Below are 18,469 nucleotides of genomic sequence, written 5' to 3' on the forward strand. Positions count from 1 at the left end.
CGCGCGCCCGCGATTACTTCCGCACCGGGACCCTGACAAGCACCTTCCCGGCCTGATCGACGACGTCGAACCTGGCGATGTCGTCCATGGGCAGCGACGTCACGCGCTTGAACACGGTGTGCTCCTCGTAGGCCTCCTGGCTGACCGCCCAGCTCTGTGTGCGCTCGCTCCGCCCGTCCGCGGCGACGACGATCAGGCTGCAGGTGGTGCCGACGGGCACGCCGCCGACCTGCACGCCCAGCTCCGTCCCGCCGTCGTCGCCGGGCCAGGCCGACACGCTTGCGGTGAAGCCCGCGGTCCTGCCTTTGAACGTGGGCCCGTCCACCGCCTCCCGCGGCGCCCTGCTCGGCTGCTTGCTCGCCCTGGTCGGCAGCGCGGTCGGCCGCGTGGTCGGCTTCCTGCTCGCGGACGGCTCGGCCTGGCTGCTCAGCGACTTCGCCTTGCTGTCCTCCGTCGCGTCCAGCACGCTCGCCGGCGGCTGCGTGGACGCCGGGGTGACCGACACCGGGGCCATCGCGCTCTGCTCCGGGGTGTCGTTGCTCACAGCCGTCCAGACCGTGCCGCCGAGCGCCAGCGTCACGACGGAGGCGGCCGCCACCAGCAACAGCCGGCCGCGCCTGGTCCGCTTGACGCGGTCGTTCAGCAGCCGGTCGAGCACCTGCCGGGGAGGGCTGACCACCAGCTCGACGTCGCGCTCCGACACCTTGCCAAGAAAGGAGGCCACGCCCTCGAGATCGAGCAGCTCGGCCCCGCACTCCTCGCAGGTCGCCAGGTGCTGGTCGACCTCCAGCGCCTCGTCGGGGTCCAGCGCGCCCAGGGCGTGCGCGCCCAGAGCCAGCCGTACCTCCTCGCACGTCATCATGGCGCCAACCCCCGCTCCTCGAGGGCGAGCTTGAGCGCCCGCAACGCGTAGTAGGTACGCGACTTGACCGTGCCCGGCGGAATGCCCAGCGTCGCCGACGCCTCCTTCACCGATCGCCCCCGGTAGTAGACCTCCAGCAGCACCTCGCGGTGCTCCTGCCTGAGCGCGGCCAGCGCCTCGGCCACCGCCCACGACTCGACCGCGCGCTCCAGGTGGTCGTCGGCCGGCATGACCGCCAGCGCCTCGTCACCGGTCTCCTGTGGTCTGGACTTCTTCGCCCGGTGCTGGTCCACGACGAGATTACGGGCCACCGTGAACAGCCACGCGCGGATCGGCTTGCCGGAGAGAGCCTCGGGATGTCGCCAGGCCCGCAGCAGGGTCTCCTGCACGACATCCTCCGCCCTCCCAGAGTCACCGGTCAGCCGCAGGACGTAGCCGTAGAGTGGCCCGGCATGTTCGTCGAAGAGGGTCCTCACGAGTTCCTCGTCGGCTGTACCGGCTGCGCTCACATCCCCATCACGTATACCGGGCCGGCCCGGTTCAACGTCATCCACGGATCGGCACGTCAGACGCTTCGGCCGAGAACTCCAATCCGTCGGCCACGCTCTTGACCCCGGTGACCTTCACGTCGAAGGGCAGCTTCCCCTTGAACGGGATCGTGTAGGAGACGAGCTGCGCGAGCTGCCCGGGAACGCCGTCGATCTTCTCGGCCTGGAGCTTGATCCCCCCGTCGGCCACCTCGACCCGCATCTCGGCGTTGAACTTGACCTTCTGCACCCCCACCGTCACCTCGCCGGACGCCGTGAGCCGCTGCCCGTTGCCGCCGATCTTGACGCCCTGGGGGGCGTACTTGTCGATCGTCTCCCTGGTCAGGGTGCCGCTGATGGCCACGCGGCGGGCCTGGATGTTGGCTCTGTTCTGGAGGACGTCCTCCAGGGGCGCCGTCACGTCGTAGGCGGCGCCGCGCAGGTTCTTGACCGGCACTCCGCCGTAGGTGAACGTGCCGAGGTCGAACCGTACCTCCGGATAGCGCCCGGAGATGGCCTGCGTGAGGAAGGGGATGCCCTCGATGGTCACGGTCGGCTTGCCGGAGAGGTCGGACGCGGCCGCGATCCTGTTCGCGAGGTCACGCTCGACTCCGGCCACGGCGACCCTGTCGACGGCGACCAGGAGAACGACCAGCACGATCAGGAAAACGATCAGCTTGCGCATGGGGCTACCTGTCTATGGCGGGGGGCAAGAGCCTATCGACTGGCTCACTCATTCCCCTACGAAGCCGCCCATCACCCACCGGCGAACGGCGGCAGCACCTCCACCGTCACCCCGTCGGCGAGGACGACCTCGTCATGGGGCCGCTTGCCGACCGGGGACCCGTCCACGATGAACGAGCACCGCCGCACCACCCGTGCGAGATCCGCACGATTCGCTGTGATTTTCGTCATGAGTTCACCAAGAGTGGCCGCGTCGAACGGCTCCTCCGCCACGCCTGCCGCATCCTTCGCCGCAGCCCAATAACGGACCTTTCCCGTGGCCATAGGCACCTCACAATCAGTTTCTGGTCTATTGTGCGTCGCCCTTAACGAGGTTGTTTCAGTAGACGCGCTGTTCACCTGCTGGACGCGCAATGGACGCGACTTACTCGTGGGATATCCTCACCTACAGGACCTGGGCAACGTAGCCCCCGGGTCCTTGCGTGTTTGAGGAGGCCGTAATGAGCAACCTGCTCCTGCTGACCAACGCCCTCGAGCCGTCCGCCGAGGTGCTTCCGGCGCTGGGGTTGCTGCTCCACTCGGTCCGGGTCTCGCCCGCGGAGGCGTCCGCGCTGATCGACACGCCTCCGGCCGACGCGGTTCTCGTCGACGCGCGCAAGGAGCTCGTGCACGCCAAGAGCCTATGCCGGCTGATCCGCACGACCGGCATCGACTGCCCGCTCCTGGTGATCGTCACCGAGGGCGGACTGGCCGCGATGACGGCCGAATGGGGCGTGGACGACGTGCTGCTCGACAGCGCGGGGCCGGCCGAGGTCGAGGCGCGCCTGCGCATGGCCACGGGCCGCATCTCGCAGGCCGGCGGGGAGGACGTGCCCGACGAGATCCGCAGCGGAGACCTCTCGATCGACGAGGCCACCTACACCGCGCGGCTGCGCGGCCGGGTGCTCGACCTCACGTTCAAGGAGTTCGAGCTGCTGAAATACCTCGCGCAGCACCCCGGCAGGGTCTTCACCCGGGCCCAGCTGCTCCAGGAGGTCTGGGGCTACGACTACTTCGGCGGCACCAGGACGGTCGACGTCCACGTACGCCGCCTGCGCGCCAAGCTCGGCACCGAGTACGAGTCCCTGATCGGAACGGTCCGCAACGTCGGCTACCGTTTCGTCCCCGACCGCCAGGACACCGCCGCCGTCTGAGCCGATTGACAGCGGAGCCCGCTGATGTGACAAATTGTCGTTGAGGCTGTTTCACGTCCGTCATACGAGGACACCGCCGTCCCCAGATTGGTGGTGTCGGGGTGGATCTGTTCCGGTCATTGGTCGACGAGGGGGCGAGGCCCCGCGTCTTCCGGCGTAACGAGACCATTTGCTCGCCGTTGCGGCCGGCCAACCGCGTTTATGTGATCGACTACGGCTACGCCCGCGAATACACCCCCGTCGGCGAACGCGAGGCCATTCACGATCTCCGCGGCGACGGCGACCTCATCGGGGAGCTGGCCTTCTGGAGCCCCGCCGAGCGCGCCAAGATCGACGCTCTGACCGAGCTGCGTGCCTGGCCCATCGACCTGCGCCGGTTACGCGAGCACGCCGCCGCCAGCCCGGCCGTGGCCACCGCGCTGGTGCAGGAGCTGTTCGCCAGGAACGTGGCGGCCCGCAGGCACGAGGCGCTCGCCCGCGCGCCCGTCTCAGCCCGGCTGGCCGTGTGGCTGCTGCACCTCGACGAGCGTTACGTGCTGGCCTCGGAGTCGGCGCCGCCGCTGTCGATGGAGACGCTGGCGGACCTCGTCGGCAGCTCTCCCGACGTGGTGCAGCGGCAGCTCACGCAGTGGGTCCGGCGGGGCTGGCTGGTACGGCCCGGCTACCGGCGGCTGCGGATCGCCGACCCGTCCGCGCTGCGTGACGCGGCGGGCGGCTGGGAGCACCTGTCGGCGCCGTGGCAGGGGCAGGTGACGCCGTTCCTGACCCGGCCGGGCACGATGGAGCCGCTGCCGGTCGGCGGGGTGCCGAAACCGCGCCAGCTGCCCGCGGACGTGCCTGACTTCACCGGGCGGCAGCAGAGCCTCGACCTGCTCACCGACTGGCTGGAGCGGCCCAGGCGGACGAACACCATGGTCGTGCAGGGTCTGCCGGGCGTGGGCAAGACCGCGCTGGTGACGCACTGGGGGCACCTGCACGCCGACCGGTTCCCCGACGGGCAGATCGTGATCGACCTGCGGGGGCAGTCGCCGAGCCAGCCGCCGATGACACCGGCCGAGGCGCTGGGGCAGATCCTGCGCTCGCTCGGGGTGGGCGAGCACATGCCCCCTGACGACGGCGCCGAGCTGATGCTGCTCTACCGCAGCAGGATCGCGGGGCGCCGGCTGCTGCTCATCCTCGACAACGCCGCCGACCCGGCGCAGGTGCGGGCGCTGCTGCCGGGCGGCAAGGACTGCGTGGTGCTGGTGACGAGCCGCACGCGGATGGCTCCGCTGCGGGCCACCGGGCACGCCGACCTCATGGACCTGCCGGTGCTCGACCCGGGCAACGCGGTGGCGCTGCTGGTGGCGGTGCTCGGCGGGGACTCGCCGCGGGCCGCCGACAGGGACGCGCTGGCGGAGCTGGCCAGGGTGTGCTCGTACCATCCGTTCGCGCTGCGGATCTCGGCGGCCAAGCTGGCCGAGAACCCCGGGCTGAGTGTGCAGGAGCGGGTCCAGGAGCTGCGCGGGCCAGGGCGGCTGCTGATGGGCGATCCGGAGGAGGCGTTCAGGTCGGCGCTGGACCTGGCGTACGAGTCGCTGAGCCCGGGGCAGCGGCGGGCGTTCCGGCACGTGGGGCTGCTGCCCGGCCGGGACTTCACGCCCGAGGTGCTGGCCGCGGCGCTCGGCGTGCCGGTGGACGAGGCCGTGGTGGCGGTGGAGGAGCTGCACCGGGCATACCTGGTGGAGCCGCTGGCCGGACCGCGCTACCGGGTGCACGACCTGGTCAAGCGGCTGGCCAGGGAGCTGGGCAGGCACGCGGAGGGCGGCGTGCGTGAGGCCAGGGTGCGGCTGCTCGACCATTACCTGGCCAAGGCGACGGACCCCGCGACGCCGCCCGAATGGTTCGAGGCGGAGCGGCGCTCGCTGGTCTCGGCGGTGCGGATGGCCGAGGAGAGCGGCGCGCAGGGGATGGCGTGGCGGCTCGCCAAGGCCGTGTTCGAGCCGTTCAGGAGCCTGCGTTACTACGAGAACAACCTGGAGATCCAGCAGGCCGGGCTGACCTCGGCGATGCAGGTCAGCAACCGGCGGGCGATCGCGCTCATGCGCGGCAACCTCGGCTCGATCCACCGGGACATCGGGCCGTCGACGCTGGCGGCCAGGTTCATCGCGGAGGCGCTGGACGACTTCGCCTCGCTGGGCGACGCCGAGGGGCGGGCCCACGCCCTCAACGACCTGGCGGAGGTGCACGGCATCGCGGGCAACAACGAGGAGGCGCTGAAGTGCGCCGGCGAGGCGCTCGACCTCTACCGCGAGATCGGCGACCTGGCCGGGGTGGCGAACTGCCTGCACACGCTCTCGCGGCTGCACCTGTCCCAGGAGCGGCACGAGCTGGCGCTGCAACACGCCGGCCAGGCACTGGAGGTACGCGAGGAGCTCGGCGACCGGAGGGGCACGGCGCAGAGCCTGATCATCCTGGCCACGGTGCAGCGGAACCTGGGCGAGCCGAACGCGGCGCTGTCGGAGGGCCTGGAGGCGCTGTCGATCTGCCACGAGCTGGGCGACGAGCACGCCGAGGCCGAGACGCTGCTCTGCCTGGCCGAGATCTACGACCTGCTGCGGCTGCCGCACGACGCCCGCCGGGACGCCGAGCGCGCGCTGGCCGGGTACACGGCGACGGGCGACCAGTACGGCTGCGGGCGCGCCCTGTGCGCGCTCGGGCGGATCGCGCGCAACGGCTCGCGGTACGACGAGGCGCTGTCGTACTACGAGCAGGCGCTGGCCGTACAGGTCGAGCTCCACCACGAGCAGGGCAAGGCGGAGACGCTCGGGGACATCGGGCTGGTGCACTGGCGGCTGGCGGACTACCTGCGGGCCGACGACTACCTCAACCAGGCCCTGGCGATCAGCCGGGTGATCCGCGACGAGCCGGTGGAGGCCCGCATGCTCAACCGGCTCGCCAGGGTGCGGCGGCGGCAGGGGCTGCCGCACGTGGCGTTCGTGTACGCGCTCGAGGCCCTCGACATCGTGCAGGGCCTGGGGAACCGGCGGGCGGAGGCGGACGTCCAGGAGACGCTGGCGAACACGTACCTGTCGCTGGGGCAGCACCAGCCGGCCCTGGAGGCGGCCAAGGCGTCGCTGGCGATCAGGGAGGAGCTGCGGGACAACCGGGCCAGCGCGCTGCTGTCGATGGCGCAGGCGCTGCACACGGCCGGCAAGCCGCAGGCGGCGCTGAAGCTCGCGTGGGAGACGGTGGAGCTGCAGAACGAGACCGGCACCAAGGACCGGTGGGCGGCGGCGCTCACGACGCTGGCCATGGTGCTGCTCGACCTGGACCTGACCGGGGAGGCGCTGGTGTACGCGCAGCAGGCCAGGGACGTCCACCTGGAGTGCGGGACCAGGCGGGACCTCGGGTGCGCCCTGCGGGCGCTCGGCCTGATCTCCGCCAGGCAGGGCGACCGGCCGGCGGCGGTCGAGCAGCTCCGGGAGGCGCTGCGGCTGCTCGAAGAGGTGGGGGACGCCTTGGAGGCGCGGCGGGTGTCGGTGGAGCTGCGCGAGCTCGGGGCCGTGCCGGGCGCTGAAACATCGCTAAAAGTCGTGAAATCTCGATTGTGAGGTCGGAGATCTTATCTGGACATTCCCGTTAGCTGGGGTCACCAGCTACTCACACGGGGGTGATCCGGATGCTCAAGAACCACTTGCGTCGAGACCTTCAGTGGCTGAAGCGCCAGGCGCGCAAGGATCGGCGGATCACCGCCGCGGTGCTCGCCGGAGTGCCGGCCGCCTGGGTCCGCCAGCTCCCGCCGTCGGACCTGCCGGCCGGGTCCCCGGTGCTGCTCGCGCTCTCGCTCGGGCTGCTCGGGGCCTCGTGCGCGGCCTGGCTGATGTCGGCGTACTTCGTCACCAGGACCGTCAGGGCGCGCAAGGAGCCGGCGGAGCAGCTCCGCTGGGTCTCCCGGATCAGCCGGGGGAAGGAGTGGGCGTTCTGCTCGCTCAGCGCCTACGTGGCCTGGCACCTGCTGCACTTCGTCACCGCGCTGGTGCTGGGCTGACCGGGACGGCGGCGGGGCGACACCCTTGGAATGGGGCCGGGTGCCGCCCCGCCGTCTCATGCCAGCCGGGCCTCTTCGAGCGCCTTGACCTGGATGCCCGTCCCCGTGAGGACGAACTGGACGATCTCCGCCGTGTCCAGCTCGGCCAGGCCGATATCGACGTCGGCGTGGGCGTCGCACCACGCGACGATCCGGCGAGGGTCTGTCAGCGGGCCCGCGAAGTGGACGATGCTGACGTACCAGCGGTCGCGTACCCGGCCGTGCTCCAGGTCCAGTACGCCGCGGGACTCCATCGCGTGCGCGAACCGCTTCCAGAGCGTGACCAGCGTGTCGTCCTCCGGGTGGCCGCAGGCCACGACACCGCCCGGATGGGGGCTCACGCCCGCCAGACGCACCCTCGCGGGCGCGAGACCTTCGACCGCCTCGGCCAGGGCGTCCCGGTAGACCACGCGGAGCGGGTCGCCGGCCGGGATCCGCTCGCGGTACGGCTCCAGAGACCTCAGCGTGAGGTGCAAGGTCCGCCGGCCGTGCACCCAGTGGCCCGGCGCCTCCACGGTGCCGGCCAGCGCCGCCAGCCGGTCGAGCACCTCGCCCGAGGGACGGAACACGGCCGCCGCTCCCCACCGCCGCGCGCCCTCCACCATGGGAGAGTCGTGGGTCGCCCCGCCGGCCAGCAGGGCCGCCCGTCCTCTGGCCCGGAAGTCAATGAAATCGGACATCCGCGCAGTATATGGATCACGCCACACGGGGAAGGCGGAAGAAGAGGACACGTCGCGGCGAAGAGGGAGGTGTGGCAGGTGGAGGGCGATCTGGTCATCCCTGACACCGCTCAGGGAGTGGTGGTGTTCGCGCACGGCAGCGGCAGCAGCCGGCACAGCCCGCGCAACCGTTACGTGGCCGAGGTGCTCAGCAAGGCAGGGCTGGGCACGCTCCTGTTCGACCTGCTCACGCCCGACGAGGAGAGCGACAGGGCGAACGTCTTCGACATCGGGCTGCTGGCCGAGCGGCTGCGGGAGAGCACCGCATGGGTACGCGGGCAGCACGCGGCGGCGGGGCTGCCCGTCGGATACTTCGGCGCGAGCACCGGCGCGGCGGCGGCCCTGTGGGCGGCGGCCGAGCCCGACAACGAGATCGCCGCGATCGTCTCGCGCGGCGGGCGGCCCGACCTGGCCGGGCCTCGGCTCGCCGCGGTACGCGCGCCCACGCTGCTCATCGTGGGCGGCCGGGATCCGATCGTGGTGAAGCTGAACGAGGAGGCCCAGCGGCGCCTGCGCTCCGAGAGCCGGATCACCGTCGTGCCCGGGGCCACCCACCTGTTCGAGGAGCCCGGCGCCCTGGAGGCCGTGGCGGAGCACGCCAGAGACTGGTTCTCGACGCACTTCACCAGCGCCCGACGAGCTTCTGCATCCGGGTGAGCACATAGCGGAATCGCGCAATTACGTTGCCATGATCCACTGTTTGTGAAAACGTCGAGTGTGGAGGACATCCGACTCGACGGCGGGTGGACACGTGCCACTTCTTGAGCTCTCCGATCTCACCTGGCAGACGCGCGGGACCCGCCGAGGGCTCAGGCCCGACCCCCTGACCGTCGCCTCAGGGCGCACCGCCGTGGTGGTGGCGTCCGACGGTGCCGAGGCCGACACGTTCACCGACATCCTGCTGGGGCTGGAGATGCCGGACGACGGCCAGATCCGCGTCGGCGGCCAGGAGATCACCATGTGGCTGCCGACCGAGCGTGAGATCGCGCTCGTCCCGGCGGGGGCGGGGCTGCTGCCGCACCTGACCGTCGAGCAGAACCTCGCGCTGGCCGCGCGCGACGACCTCGCGCCCTCGTTCCTCCACAGCAGGGTCGCGTACATGGCCAAGCGCATGGACATCCAGGGCTTCTTACGGTCGAGGCCGCACGAGCTGGCCCACGACGAGCGGCTGAGCGTCGCGCTGGTCCGCGCCCTGTGCAGGAAGCGCCCGGCCAAGGTGATGGTGATAGAGGACCGCACGGGACACGGGCCCTGCCACGCGGCGGTGAGCGTGGCGCTGCGCACCGATCCCCACCTGGCCGTGCTGGTCGTCGCCGACGACAGGACCAGGGTGGCCAGCCTGGCCTCCCCTTCACGCTTCTGGGAGATCGACGATGTCCCTGAGCCGTAGGACGTTCCTGGCCGCGATCCCGGCGGCGGCGCTGGCCGGCTGCGCCGGCGAGCGGCCGCTGCAGGTGGCGGTGGTGTGGAGCGGCGAGGAGCTGCGGCGCTTCAACGAAGTGGTGGACGAGTACGGGTCCGTCAACGTCTATTCGGCGGGCGACAACATCGGCGCCCTGCTGCGCGGACCGGCCCAGGAGGTCCTTCCCGACGTGGCCGTGATCCCCCGGCTCGGCCTGCTCTTCGACCCGTCGATCCAGGGCCGCATCAGACCGCTGACCGAGGCGGGGTCCAGGCAGCCGGAGTTCTGGCGCGGGCTCGTGACGCCGTACGGGAGTGACGAGCGGCTCGGCGCCTGGTTCAAGATCGCGCACAAGTCGCTGGTCTGGCACCGGGCCGGTGAGGGCACGCCGCCCGCGAACCTGGACGGCTGGCAGCCCGGCAGGCTGGCGATCGGGGCGGCCGACGGGTGGGTGCTCAGCGACTGGTTCGAGAACGTGCTGCTGGCCTACGCCCCCGAGGTCTACGGCGGGCTGTTCCCGCCGCTGGACAATGCCGACTGGTGGCGCGCGCCACAGGTGGCGAGCGTGCTGAAGCTGCTCGGAACGATCTGGCGGAGCGCGTTCACCCCCGAGCAGGGCAGGCGCGCCCTCACCATGCAGTTCCACGACTCGATACTCGACGTGTTCGTCTACCGCACCGCCGACCTGGTGGCCGCGCCCGATTTCGCCCTGCCGGTCATCGAGCGTTACGCCGGCAAGGGCGTCGCGGCGCACTTCCGGTTCCCCGCCTACAGGCAGAACCCGCCCCCGCTGGTCGTCGGCGGCGACGTGGCGGTGGCCATGAAGGACGGCGGCGAGAAGGCGGTCGACTTCGTCAACTGGCTGACCAGGGAGCGCAAGAAACCCGACGCGCTGACCCGCTGGGTGGCCGACGGCGGATTCCTGACGCCGTTCACGCTGCCGCCGCACGAGCTGCTGCGCGAGCCCGCCCAGGAGCTGAAGGCCGCGGCGAACGCCCACTACGACCTGTCCGACCGGCTACTCGGCGGTCTGGAGGGCGGTGACGGTCGCGGGCTGTGGCGGGTGCTCACCGAGCTGTTCACGGACGTCACCGTCAACACGGTCGAGCCGGACACCGCGGCGCGCACGGCCCAGGACAAGCTCTACGCCGGCAGCAGGGAGGGCGCGCTGTGAACAGCTTCATGTTCGAGGTGGCGCCGCATCACGACGCCAGGATCCCGGTGGTCAGGCACGGGATAAGCCGCTGGCGCGCGTCGCTCTACCTCCTGCTCGCGGTCCTGCTGTCGGCGGGCGTCATCCTGGTCCCGCTCTGCGCGACGGTGGTGCTCAGCCTCTCCGAGGGGCTCGGCGCGTACGACGTGCTGTTCGACGGCAAGGTGCTCCAGGCGCTCGGCAACTCGTTCGTCTGGCTGGTGCTGGCCGTGGTCGTGTGCGTCGTGGGGCTCGGCCTGGCCTGGCTGGCCAGGAACGCGGGGCCGGTGCTCGGCGGCGTGCTGCGCTTCCTGCTGGTCCTGCCGGCCGCCGTCTCCCCGCTCACCACGGGCGCGATCTTCCGGCTGATGTTCGACGCGAACCCGCGGCGCGGCCTGGTCAACGCCCTGTTCGGCACGGAGGTGGCCTTCCTCGGCCCCGTGTGGATCTGGCTGGTGTTCGGGCTGGCGTTGATCTGGCAGTGGGCCGGGGTCGCGTTCCTGGTCTTCCATGAGGCGCTGGCTCGGATGCCGACCAACCTGCTGCGGATGGCCCGGGCGTTCGGCGTCGGGCGGCGGCGCCGGCTCTGGTCCGTGCTGCTCCCCTCGCTCGCCGGCCCGGCCGCGCTGGCGTACCTCTTCGCGCTGGTCGCGGCGGCCCGGGTGTTCGACGTCGTGCTGATGGGCGCGCCCGGGTCGATGCAGGCCGAGATCGAGGGGGGCGGGCTGTTCTGGTGGCGGCACCACGGCGACCTGGGCGACACGCGGGCCTCCGCGCTCTCCGTGGGGCTGTCCGCGCTCGTGGCCGTGATGGCGGTGCCCGCCCTGTCCGGGCTGCGCGGGCGGGCGACCTGGGCCGAGCCGGTGGCCGCCGCGCCTTCGCGCAAGGGCTGGCGGGTGTGGCTGCCGTCCGTGGCGGTGTCGGTGCTCTGGATGCTGCCGTTCGCGGTGCTCGTGCTGACCTCGCTGCGCGATCCGGTCGCCGCGGCGCTGTCCGGGTGGTGGAGCGGCGGGCCGTGGACGCTCGGCTCGTACGCGGACGCGCTGGCCGACGCCGGATTCGTGCACGCGCTCGGCACCACGCTCCTGCGGGCCTTCGTGGTCGTGTGCCTGGTGCTGCTCGCCGCGGTGCCGGCCGCGTACGTGCTGGCGCACGAGCACCTGCTGCCGCGCCGCGCCTGGCGGCCGGTGCTGCTGGTCGCGGTGGCCCTGGCCGTGCTGCCGCCGCAGGCGTTCGCGGTGCCGCTGCAGCAGCGGCTCAGCCCCGTCGGCACCGCTCCTGCGCTGGCCATCGTGCACGCGGCGCTGGTGATCCCGCTGGCGGTGCTCGTGCTGCACAACGCTTTCGTCCGCGTGCCGGCGCCCATGCTGGCGCGTGACCGCTGGGAACTGTTCCACGTGGTACGCGAGGCGCGTCCCGCCGTGGTGCTGGCCGGGGTCCTGGCGTTCGTCCTGGTGTGGAACGACACGGTCGTCGGGCTGCTGCTCAACTGGCCGGCGGGCGACCACCTGCAACTGATCGTGCTGGAGCAGTCGCGCCACTTCATGAGCGCCGCGAGCGCGGTGGCCGCGCAGGCGGTGATCGCGACCGCGGTGCCCGTGCTGGTGGTCGTCGCCACCGCGCGCTGGCTCTACAGGGGGCTGACGCGAGGGGTACGCCGATGACGGACATCTCGCGAAAGGACCGCCTGCGCTTCCGCCTGTCCCGGCTCTCCAAGCAGGCCGGGGCACACCTGCCCGAGCTGGGGCTGGGCGGCCTGGTGACGGCGGGCGGCACGGCCCTGCTGCTGCAGGAGAAGCTGATGGAGCGGGTGGCGGAGTGGCTGCCGCCCTGGCTGCTCGTCATCCTGATCCTCTCGCTGCCGGTCGCCACGGGCTGGCTCACCCACGTCGTACGCAGCCGCCGCAGACCCGAGCCCCAGCCGATCTTCCACCGCCAGCCGTTCCCCGACAGGATCGACGGGCTCGTCGGCAGGGACGCCGAGATCCAGCAGGTCCAGGAGCGCGCCAAGGAGCGCGGGATCGTCGTCGTGCAGGGCGCGATGGGCATGGGCACGTCCGCCGTGTCGATCGCGGCCACCTGGGGCCTGACCGCCGACGCCCGCAAGCAGCGGTACGCCGACCTCCGCGGCCCCGACAGGGACCGCCCGGAGACGCCGCTGAGCGTGGCCCAGCGCGTCCTGCGTACCCTCGACCGGCCGCCCGGCGCCATCCAGGAGCCGCAGGACGCGACCGCGCAGGTGATGGAGGCGCTCACCGGCACCGACCGGGTGCTCCTGCTCGACAACGTCAGCACGTGGAGCCAGGTCGCCTGGCTGCCGCCCAGGGTGCCGGGCGCGCACATCGTGGTGGCGGGGACGTTCGCCGACGAGCTGCCGCAGCACGTCGAGCCGATCCAGCTCGGCCCGCTCTCCCCGGAGGACGGGCGGCGGCTGCTGACCCGCCACGTCGGCGAGGAACGCGCCAACCGCGACCCCAAGGCGCTGGGACTGCTGGTGGACGCCTGCCTCGGCACCCCGCTGGAGATCATCAGGATCGGCCGCTGGCTCGCCCGCAACCGCAAGGTCACGCTCCAGGGCCTGGTCGACGACCTGCGGAGCGTGTCCGTCGACAAGATGCTCGACTTCGTGCTCGAGCGGAGCATCACGCAGCTCAGACCGATGGCCCAGCAGCTGATCGTCCTGCTGGCGGGGCTGCCGATCGCCGAGGTGGACCACCTGGCGGCCGCCGCGCTGCTCGGCGTGCCCTCGGCCGAGGACGCCATCGGGGAGCTGGCCGACCTGGGCCTCGTCGAGAACGTCCGCATGACGCGCGTCCGGGTGGCCGGCGCGTTCCGCCGTGGCGGCACCCCGCTGGAGGCCGCGGCCTGGCGGCGCCTGGTCGAGCACTTCGCCGACCGCGCCGGCACGTACGGCGCCCTGCTGCCGGGCGAGGAGGCCCGCGCCTGGTTCGCGATCGAGGACCGGGTGCTGCTGCAGGTGCTGGCGTTCGAGGGCCCGGTGCCCAAGACCGCGCGGGCGCTGGCGCGGATCGCGGACGGGCTGGAGACGTGGTTCCGGCTCGAGCAGCGGCACGAGGACCGGCTGCGGGCGGCGGAGGCGCTGGCCAGGGCGGCCAAGGCGATCGGCGACGAGCACGTGCAGGCGACGGCGGAGCTGCGCCAGTGCGCGATCCTGCTCACCTGGGGCGACCCGCGCAAGGCGCGCCAGCACTTCGACCAAGCGGCGGCGCTGCGCGTCAAGGTGGAGTCGTGGCCCGCCGAGCTGCACCTGCAGCACGCGGCCATCCTGCTGGCCGGCGGCGACGAGTTCACCGCCGTCGAGTCCGCACTCGTACGCTACGGGCAGGCGCTGTCCGGCGGCGACTTCGCGGGACACTCGATCCGGCTGACCAACGTGGCCGCGCTGCTGCTGCGCAAGGGCCAGACGCTCGACCACGACGGACGCGGCACCGAGGCGCGACGCCTGTACGTCGACGCCCGCGCCGTCCTGTACGAGTCGCTCGCCCTGGCGGAGCGGGCCTCGGACCCGAGCGCGGCGGCACACGCGCAGGAGCTGCTCGCGCTCGCGCACCACTACCTGGACCAGCCCCACGACGCCAAGTCCCACCTGAAGGAGGCCGAGCGGCTCTACGCGGAGAGCGCGGACGAGGTCGGGCGGGCCCGCTGCCTCGTGCAGCGGGCCGTGGCGCTGCTGGACCAGCCCGATCACCGGCAGGACGAGGTGGTCGCCCTGCTGGAGGAGGCCGAGCCGCGGCTGCCCCCCGCAGGGGTGAGCATGGCGCTGACCCACCTGCACCTGGCCCGGCTGCGGCCCGACCGGGCCGCGGAGCACCGGGCGGCCGGGCTGGCGGCGCTGGCCCCTTGGGACGGGATCGCCGAGCCGCGTCAGGTCAGCGAGTTGCGGGCGAGCTTATCGGCTCTCTGAGCTCACACCTGGATGGTGGCCAGGGTGCGGCCCTCGAAGGTCTCGACCGTGAAGTGGTTCAGCTCCGACTCCGGGAGGCTGGTGCCGCCGTGCAGCAGCAGGGGGTCGGGGGAGCCGGGCACGCCGTACCCCTTGTCGGGGACGCCCCAGCTCGCCACCGTCTCCGAGCGGCCGTCGTCGCCCACCGCCATGAGCCGGCACTGCAGCGGCCCCTTGACGCCCTTGAGCTCCAGCGCGACGTGGGTGCCCCAGCCCTTGTCCTCCAGGCCGACGACGGCGGACACGCCGGTGGCCGGGTCGGCGGCGGAGTACGTGTTGCCGGTCATGAGGAGCGCGCGGGCCGGGCTGTGGATGCTGTCGGGGTTCGGGCCGCCGGTCACCGAACTGACCGCGAGGAACACGCCGGCCGCGACGACGAGGCAGGCGGCGGCGGACATGAACGCGCGGTGCAGCCGCCGGCGGCGGCGCTCGGTGGCGGCGCGGCGTACCAGGAGCGACTCGACCTCGTGCTCGGGCGGTTGGGGCAGGAGATCGTCCGGGTGCACGCCCTTGATCAGCTCCCCCATCGCCGCGAACGCCCCGGCCTCCTCAGCGCAGCTCGCGCAGCCGCTCAGGTGACGTTCGAACTCGGCGCGTTCCTCCTCGCTGAGCAGGCCGAGCGCGTACGCGGCCACGTCCTCGTGACGCACCTCCGTCATGAGCGCGTCACCTCCTGCCTGCTGTCGTGACGCGGCTCCTGTGTCATGGCAACGTCACCCCCCTTTCCCCGTGACTTCCGTTGCGACTTTCCCGGTGACGCGGCTCCCCTGTCATGGCAGCGTCACCCCCCGTTCCTCCAGCGCGACCCGTAACGCCCGCATGGCGTAGTAGACGCGGGACTTCACCGTGCCCACCGGCACGCCGATGGTCTCCGCGGCCTCCTGGACGGTGCGATCCAGCAGGAACGTCTCCGTGAGCACCTGGCGGTGGGCCGGCGAGAGCGAGAGCATCGCGTCCGTCACGACGATCTCGCGGAGCAGCCGCTCGTCCTCCGCCGCGACGGCGTTGGCGCGTTCCGGGACGTCCTCGACGGTGTCGAGGGGGCGCGAGCCGGAGCGCCGCCGGTTGTCGATCACCACTCTGCGGGCCACCGTCGCCAGCCAGGGCATCAGCGAGCCGGAGTCGGTACGCAGGTCGTGGAGGTTGCGCCAGGCGCGTACCAGGGTCTCTTGCACGACGTCCTCGGCCCAGCGCCGATCGCCCCCCGTCAGGCGGACGGCGAAGGCCATCAAGGGGGCGCCGTACTCGCGGTACAGGGCTCGGACCATGGCTTCGTCGGTTACGCGGTGATTCACGCCTCGGGCTCCTCGCGCTGCGGATAATCCCGAAATATCCCGCTGATATTGGACTTCTCACTGTAGCCAGCAGAAGAGCCGGGGGTTGGCACTTTGCGAATGCGGGCACTTCCGCGCGAGCTGTCCGGTTACACGACCCGGCGCGGTGGCCGTGTGACGCGGCGCGGCCGGATCAGTGGAGTTGGATGCCGACCAGGCAGGTGTCGTCGTCGGTGTCGGAGTTGCTGTGGGTGAGCAGGTAGTCGAGGCGGTGTTCCAGCGTGGACGTGGGCCGCGTCGCCGTCCGCAGGAGTTGCTCCTGTGAGTGGTGCAGGTCGCGGTCACGGCGCTCGATCAGTCCGTCGGTGTACATCAGGATGATGTCGCCCTGCTCGAGCTGGACCTGCCCCTCGTCGTAGTCGGCCTCGGACACCGCGCCGAGCAGAACCCCGCCGATCATGTCCATCTCCACCGCCTCGTCCCGCCTGATGAGGATGGGGGGCAGGTGTCCGGCCCTGGCCCAGCGCAGGACCCGGGTCTGGGGGTCGTAGAGCGCGCAGATGGCGGTGGCCGTGACGTTCTCGGTGAGGTGGTGGGCGACCAGGTTCAGCCAGCCCAGCATCTGGCTGGGGCCGGCGCCGGTGGCCGCCAGGCCACGCAGCGCGTTGCGCAGGACGACCATGCCGGTGGCCGCCTCGATCCCGTGGCCGGCGACGTCACCCACCGACAGCAGGATCTGCTTCGACGGCAGGACGGCGGCGTCGTACCAGTCGCCGCCGACCAGATGCTCGTGCTCGGCCGGCCGGTAGCGGACGGCGATGTTCAGGTCGAAGGCCTCCATCGGCCCTCGGGTGGGCGGCATGATGGCCCGCTGCAGTTGCAGAGCCAGCCGGTTGCGCTCGGCGGCTTGCTGCTCGCTGTGGGCGAGCTGGTCGCGGGTGGCGGCGAGCGCCACCTCCGTCCAGTGCTGGGAGGAGATGTCCTGGAACGCGCCCCTGATGGCCAGCAGCCTTCCGTCGGGGGCGAGGACGGGGTCGGCGACCACGCGGATGTGCCGGGCGATGCCGTCCGGCCGCTGCAACCGGAACGTGGTGGAGTCCGGCAGACGGTGATGCAGCAGCTTGCGCAGGAAGCGGCCGATGGCATCGGCGTCGTCGGGGTGGGCGTAGTCGGCGAGCTGCTCCAGCGGGATGGGAGGCTGGCCCGGTTCCAGCCCGTGAAGGGTGTAGAGCTGGCTGCTCCAGGCGATCTCCCCGGTGAGCACGTCCTCCTCGAACGCCCCGATGCGGCCCAGGCGCTGGGCATGCTGGAGCAGGCTGGCCAGGCGTGCCGACTCGTCCTGCAGCCGCCAGATCAACAGCACGCCCTCGCCGTGACGGGTGACGCTGACCGTGGCGATGTTGTCCAGCGGTACCTGGTCCACCAGCGCCGTGATCGTCATCTGGTCGGCGATGAACGGCTCGCCGGTCGCGTGCACGCGCTCGATCATCGAGAACAGCCCGCCTTCGTCGGCGGCCAGCGGGTACGCCTCCAGCATCAGGGCGCCGCTGACGACGCCGGCCGGGCGGCCGGCCGGATCGACGAAGCGGGGGTTGATGTGGCTGATGCGGAAATCGGCGAGATTGCCGTCACCGTCAAGATGCGGCGTCAGCACCAAGGCGGCGTCCGGCAGCGCGTCGGCCAGGTTGGTCAGCTCCGCCAGGCCCAGCGTGTTGCCGGAGCCGGCGGGCAGTTCGAGGGTGTGCGCGCACAGGTCGGCCAGGGCCTCGACCTGCCTGATCACCTGCGGCGGCTGCGGCTCCAGCGGAGCCGGCCAGCCGATCTCCAACACGCCCAGGATGCGTCCGCCGGTCCCTGCCGGCACGGCCACCCGCCCCCCGTCCGGCGCCTCACGCATCCCGATCGAGGGCAGGCCGACCTCGCTGAGCGCCCGCGTCCACAGGGACTCCCGCTCGATCAGCGCACGCTGGGCGGGAGTGGCGACGCCCGGCGGGACATAGCGCCACCGCCGGGCCTCCGCCGCGGTGAATCCGGCATGGCCCACCAGGGTGAGGGAGGCGTCGGGTCCCGCCGCCCAGATGGCCACACCCGTCGCTCCCAGCGGCGCGAGAGCGTGCTCCAGCAACGACTGCGCCACAGCCTGGGACTCGGTGGCCGTCATCATGCCGATCTCGGCCGAACGCAGCCGGACCGCCACATCGGCCACCTCGCGGGGGCTCCGTCCCGACCGCGTCGCATCCAGGAAGTCACGCGCGGTGTGGCTGATGCGGTCGCGCGCCGCCTGGTTGATGATGTCGGCGGCCAGTTCGAGCTGGGTCAAGTCCGCCTGTTCCGCGAGAGTGGCGAGCTGCTGCGCGGCCGCGGTCGGGCCGCACTGCAGCCGTTCGACCAGGATGCCTTTGGCCACCTCGATCAGGGCACGCCCGTCGGCGGCGCGCTGGGCACGCCGGATCTCCTCACGCAGTCGTTCGACGGTGGCCGCCAGCCGCCCCACGTTCGTGACGGCGTCGGCTGCCGCACGGCCGTCCCGGGAGAGGGGGGCGGGTGGCTGCTGATGGCTTTGCAACTTCGGATGCTCCTTGC

Annotated in this window: 16 protein-coding genes; 8 read left to right on the forward strand and 8 right to left on the reverse strand. The window is 71.9% G+C overall.

Annotated features, from left to right (window positions below):
* Window positions 1–13 precede the first annotated feature (13 nt).
* From ABD830_RS36570 to ABD830_RS36585, 4 genes are all read right to left on the reverse strand, one after another.
* The gene (locus ABD830_RS36570; RefSeq protein ID WP_344997923.1) at window positions 14–862 is read right to left on the reverse strand and encodes an anti-sigma factor family protein; all 849 of its coding nucleotides are present in this window, start codon (window positions 860–862) and stop codon (window positions 14–16) included.
* Window positions 859–1,371, reverse strand: coding sequence for a sigma-70 family RNA polymerase sigma factor (locus ABD830_RS36575; RefSeq protein ID WP_344997924.1), 513 nt, complete (start codon window positions 1,369–1,371; stop codon window positions 859–861). The genes ABD830_RS36570 and ABD830_RS36575 overlap by 4 nt, the downstream gene beginning before the upstream one ends.
* Window positions 1,372–1,408: 37 nt before the next feature.
* Complete coding sequence (locus ABD830_RS36580; protein WP_344997925.1) at window positions 1,409–2,074, reverse strand: LmeA family phospholipid-binding protein; 666 nt, start codon at window positions 2,072–2,074, stop codon at window positions 1,409–1,411.
* A gap of 71 nt (window positions 2,075–2,145) precedes the next feature.
* On the reverse strand, window positions 2,146–2,397 hold the full coding sequence (locus ABD830_RS36585) for a MoaD/ThiS family protein (protein WP_344997927.1): 252 nt from the start codon (window positions 2,395–2,397) through the stop codon (window positions 2,146–2,148).
* A 176-nt stretch (window positions 2,398–2,573) separates the two neighbouring features.
* On the opposite strand from ABD830_RS36585, the gene ABD830_RS36590 reads away from it, so the two are divergent.
* The 3 genes from ABD830_RS36590 (at window position 2,574) to ABD830_RS36600 (ending at window position 7,296) form a co-directional block, all read left to right on the forward strand.
* Entirely contained in the window at window positions 2,574–3,266 is a 693-nt protein-coding gene (locus ABD830_RS36590; protein WP_344997929.1) for a response regulator transcription factor, read from the forward strand.
* A gap of 101 nt (window positions 3,267–3,367) precedes the next feature.
* Window positions 3,368–6,859, forward strand: coding sequence for a tetratricopeptide repeat protein (locus tag ABD830_RS36595; protein WP_344997931.1), 3,492 nt, complete (start codon window positions 3,368–3,370; stop codon window positions 6,857–6,859).
* Window positions 6,860–6,927: 68 nt separating this feature from the next.
* Window positions 6,928–7,296, forward strand: a complete 369-nt coding sequence (locus ABD830_RS36600) for a hypothetical protein (RefSeq protein WP_344997933.1) — start codon at window positions 6,928–6,930, stop codon at window positions 7,294–7,296.
* 56 nt (window positions 7,297–7,352) lie between these two features.
* On the opposite strand, the gene ABD830_RS36605 is transcribed toward ABD830_RS36600, so the two are convergent.
* A complete protein-coding gene (locus ABD830_RS36605; protein ID WP_344997935.1) occupies window positions 7,353–8,015 on the reverse strand; it encodes a hypothetical protein in 663 nt (220 codons plus the stop codon).
* A 78-nt stretch (window positions 8,016–8,093) separates the two neighbouring features.
* Here ABD830_RS36605 and ABD830_RS36610 point away from each other — a divergent pair, with 78 nt between their 5' ends.
* The 5 genes from ABD830_RS36610 (at window position 8,094) to ABD830_RS36630 (ending at window position 14,573) form a co-directional block, all read left to right on the forward strand.
* Window positions 8,094–8,711 carry a dienelactone hydrolase family protein gene (locus ABD830_RS36610; protein WP_344997937.1) on the forward strand — a complete coding sequence of 206 codons (618 nt, stop codon included), beginning with the start codon at window positions 8,094–8,096 and terminating at the stop codon, window positions 8,709–8,711.
* Between the two features lie 94 nt (window positions 8,712–8,805).
* Window positions 8,806–9,444, forward strand: coding sequence for an ATP-binding cassette domain-containing protein (locus ABD830_RS36615; protein WP_344997939.1), 639 nt, complete (start codon window positions 8,806–8,808; stop codon window positions 9,442–9,444).
* The gene (locus tag ABD830_RS36620) at window positions 9,428–10,630 is read left to right on the forward strand and encodes a type 2 periplasmic-binding domain-containing protein (protein ID WP_344997941.1); all 1,203 of its coding nucleotides are present in this window, start codon (window positions 9,428–9,430) and stop codon (window positions 10,628–10,630) included. Before ABD830_RS36615 ends, ABD830_RS36620 begins: the two co-directional genes overlap by 17 nt.
* Window positions 10,627–12,312: an ABC transporter permease subunit gene (locus tag ABD830_RS36625; RefSeq protein WP_344997943.1), complete on the forward strand. Its 1,686-nt coding sequence runs from the start codon at window positions 10,627–10,629 to the stop codon at window positions 12,310–12,312. Before ABD830_RS36620 ends, ABD830_RS36625 begins: the two co-directional genes overlap by 4 nt.
* Window positions 12,309–14,573, forward strand: coding sequence for a tetratricopeptide repeat protein (locus ABD830_RS36630; protein ID WP_344997945.1), 2,265 nt, complete (start codon window positions 12,309–12,311; stop codon window positions 14,571–14,573). The genes ABD830_RS36625 and ABD830_RS36630 overlap by 4 nt, the downstream gene beginning before the upstream one ends.
* Before the next feature lie 2 nt (window positions 14,574–14,575).
* On the opposite strand, the gene ABD830_RS36635 is transcribed toward ABD830_RS36630, so the two are convergent.
* The 3 genes from ABD830_RS36635 to ABD830_RS36645 all read right to left on the reverse strand — a co-directional run bounded on the left by ABD830_RS36635 (window position 14,576) and on the right by ABD830_RS36645 (window position 18,452).
* The gene (locus ABD830_RS36635; protein ID WP_344997947.1) at window positions 14,576–15,271 is read right to left on the reverse strand and encodes an anti-sigma factor family protein; all 696 of its coding nucleotides are present in this window, start codon (window positions 15,269–15,271) and stop codon (window positions 14,576–14,578) included.
* A 111-nt stretch (window positions 15,272–15,382) separates the two neighbouring features.
* Window positions 15,383–15,907 carry a sigma-70 family RNA polymerase sigma factor gene (locus tag ABD830_RS36640; RefSeq protein ID WP_425567233.1) on the reverse strand — a complete coding sequence of 175 codons (525 nt, stop codon included), beginning with the start codon at window positions 15,905–15,907 and terminating at the stop codon, window positions 15,383–15,385.
* Window positions 15,908–16,079: 172 nt separating this feature from the next.
* Window positions 16,080–18,452 carry a SpoIIE family protein phosphatase gene (locus ABD830_RS36645; RefSeq protein WP_344997949.1) on the reverse strand — a complete coding sequence of 791 codons (2,373 nt, stop codon included), beginning with the start codon at window positions 18,450–18,452 and terminating at the stop codon, window positions 16,080–16,082.
* Window positions 18,453–18,469: the final 17 nt, after the last annotated feature.

The sequence above is a fragment of the Nonomuraea helvata genome, from assembly GCF_039535785.1.
Lineage (GTDB): Bacteria > Actinomycetota > Actinomycetes > Streptosporangiales > Streptosporangiaceae > Nonomuraea > Nonomuraea helvata.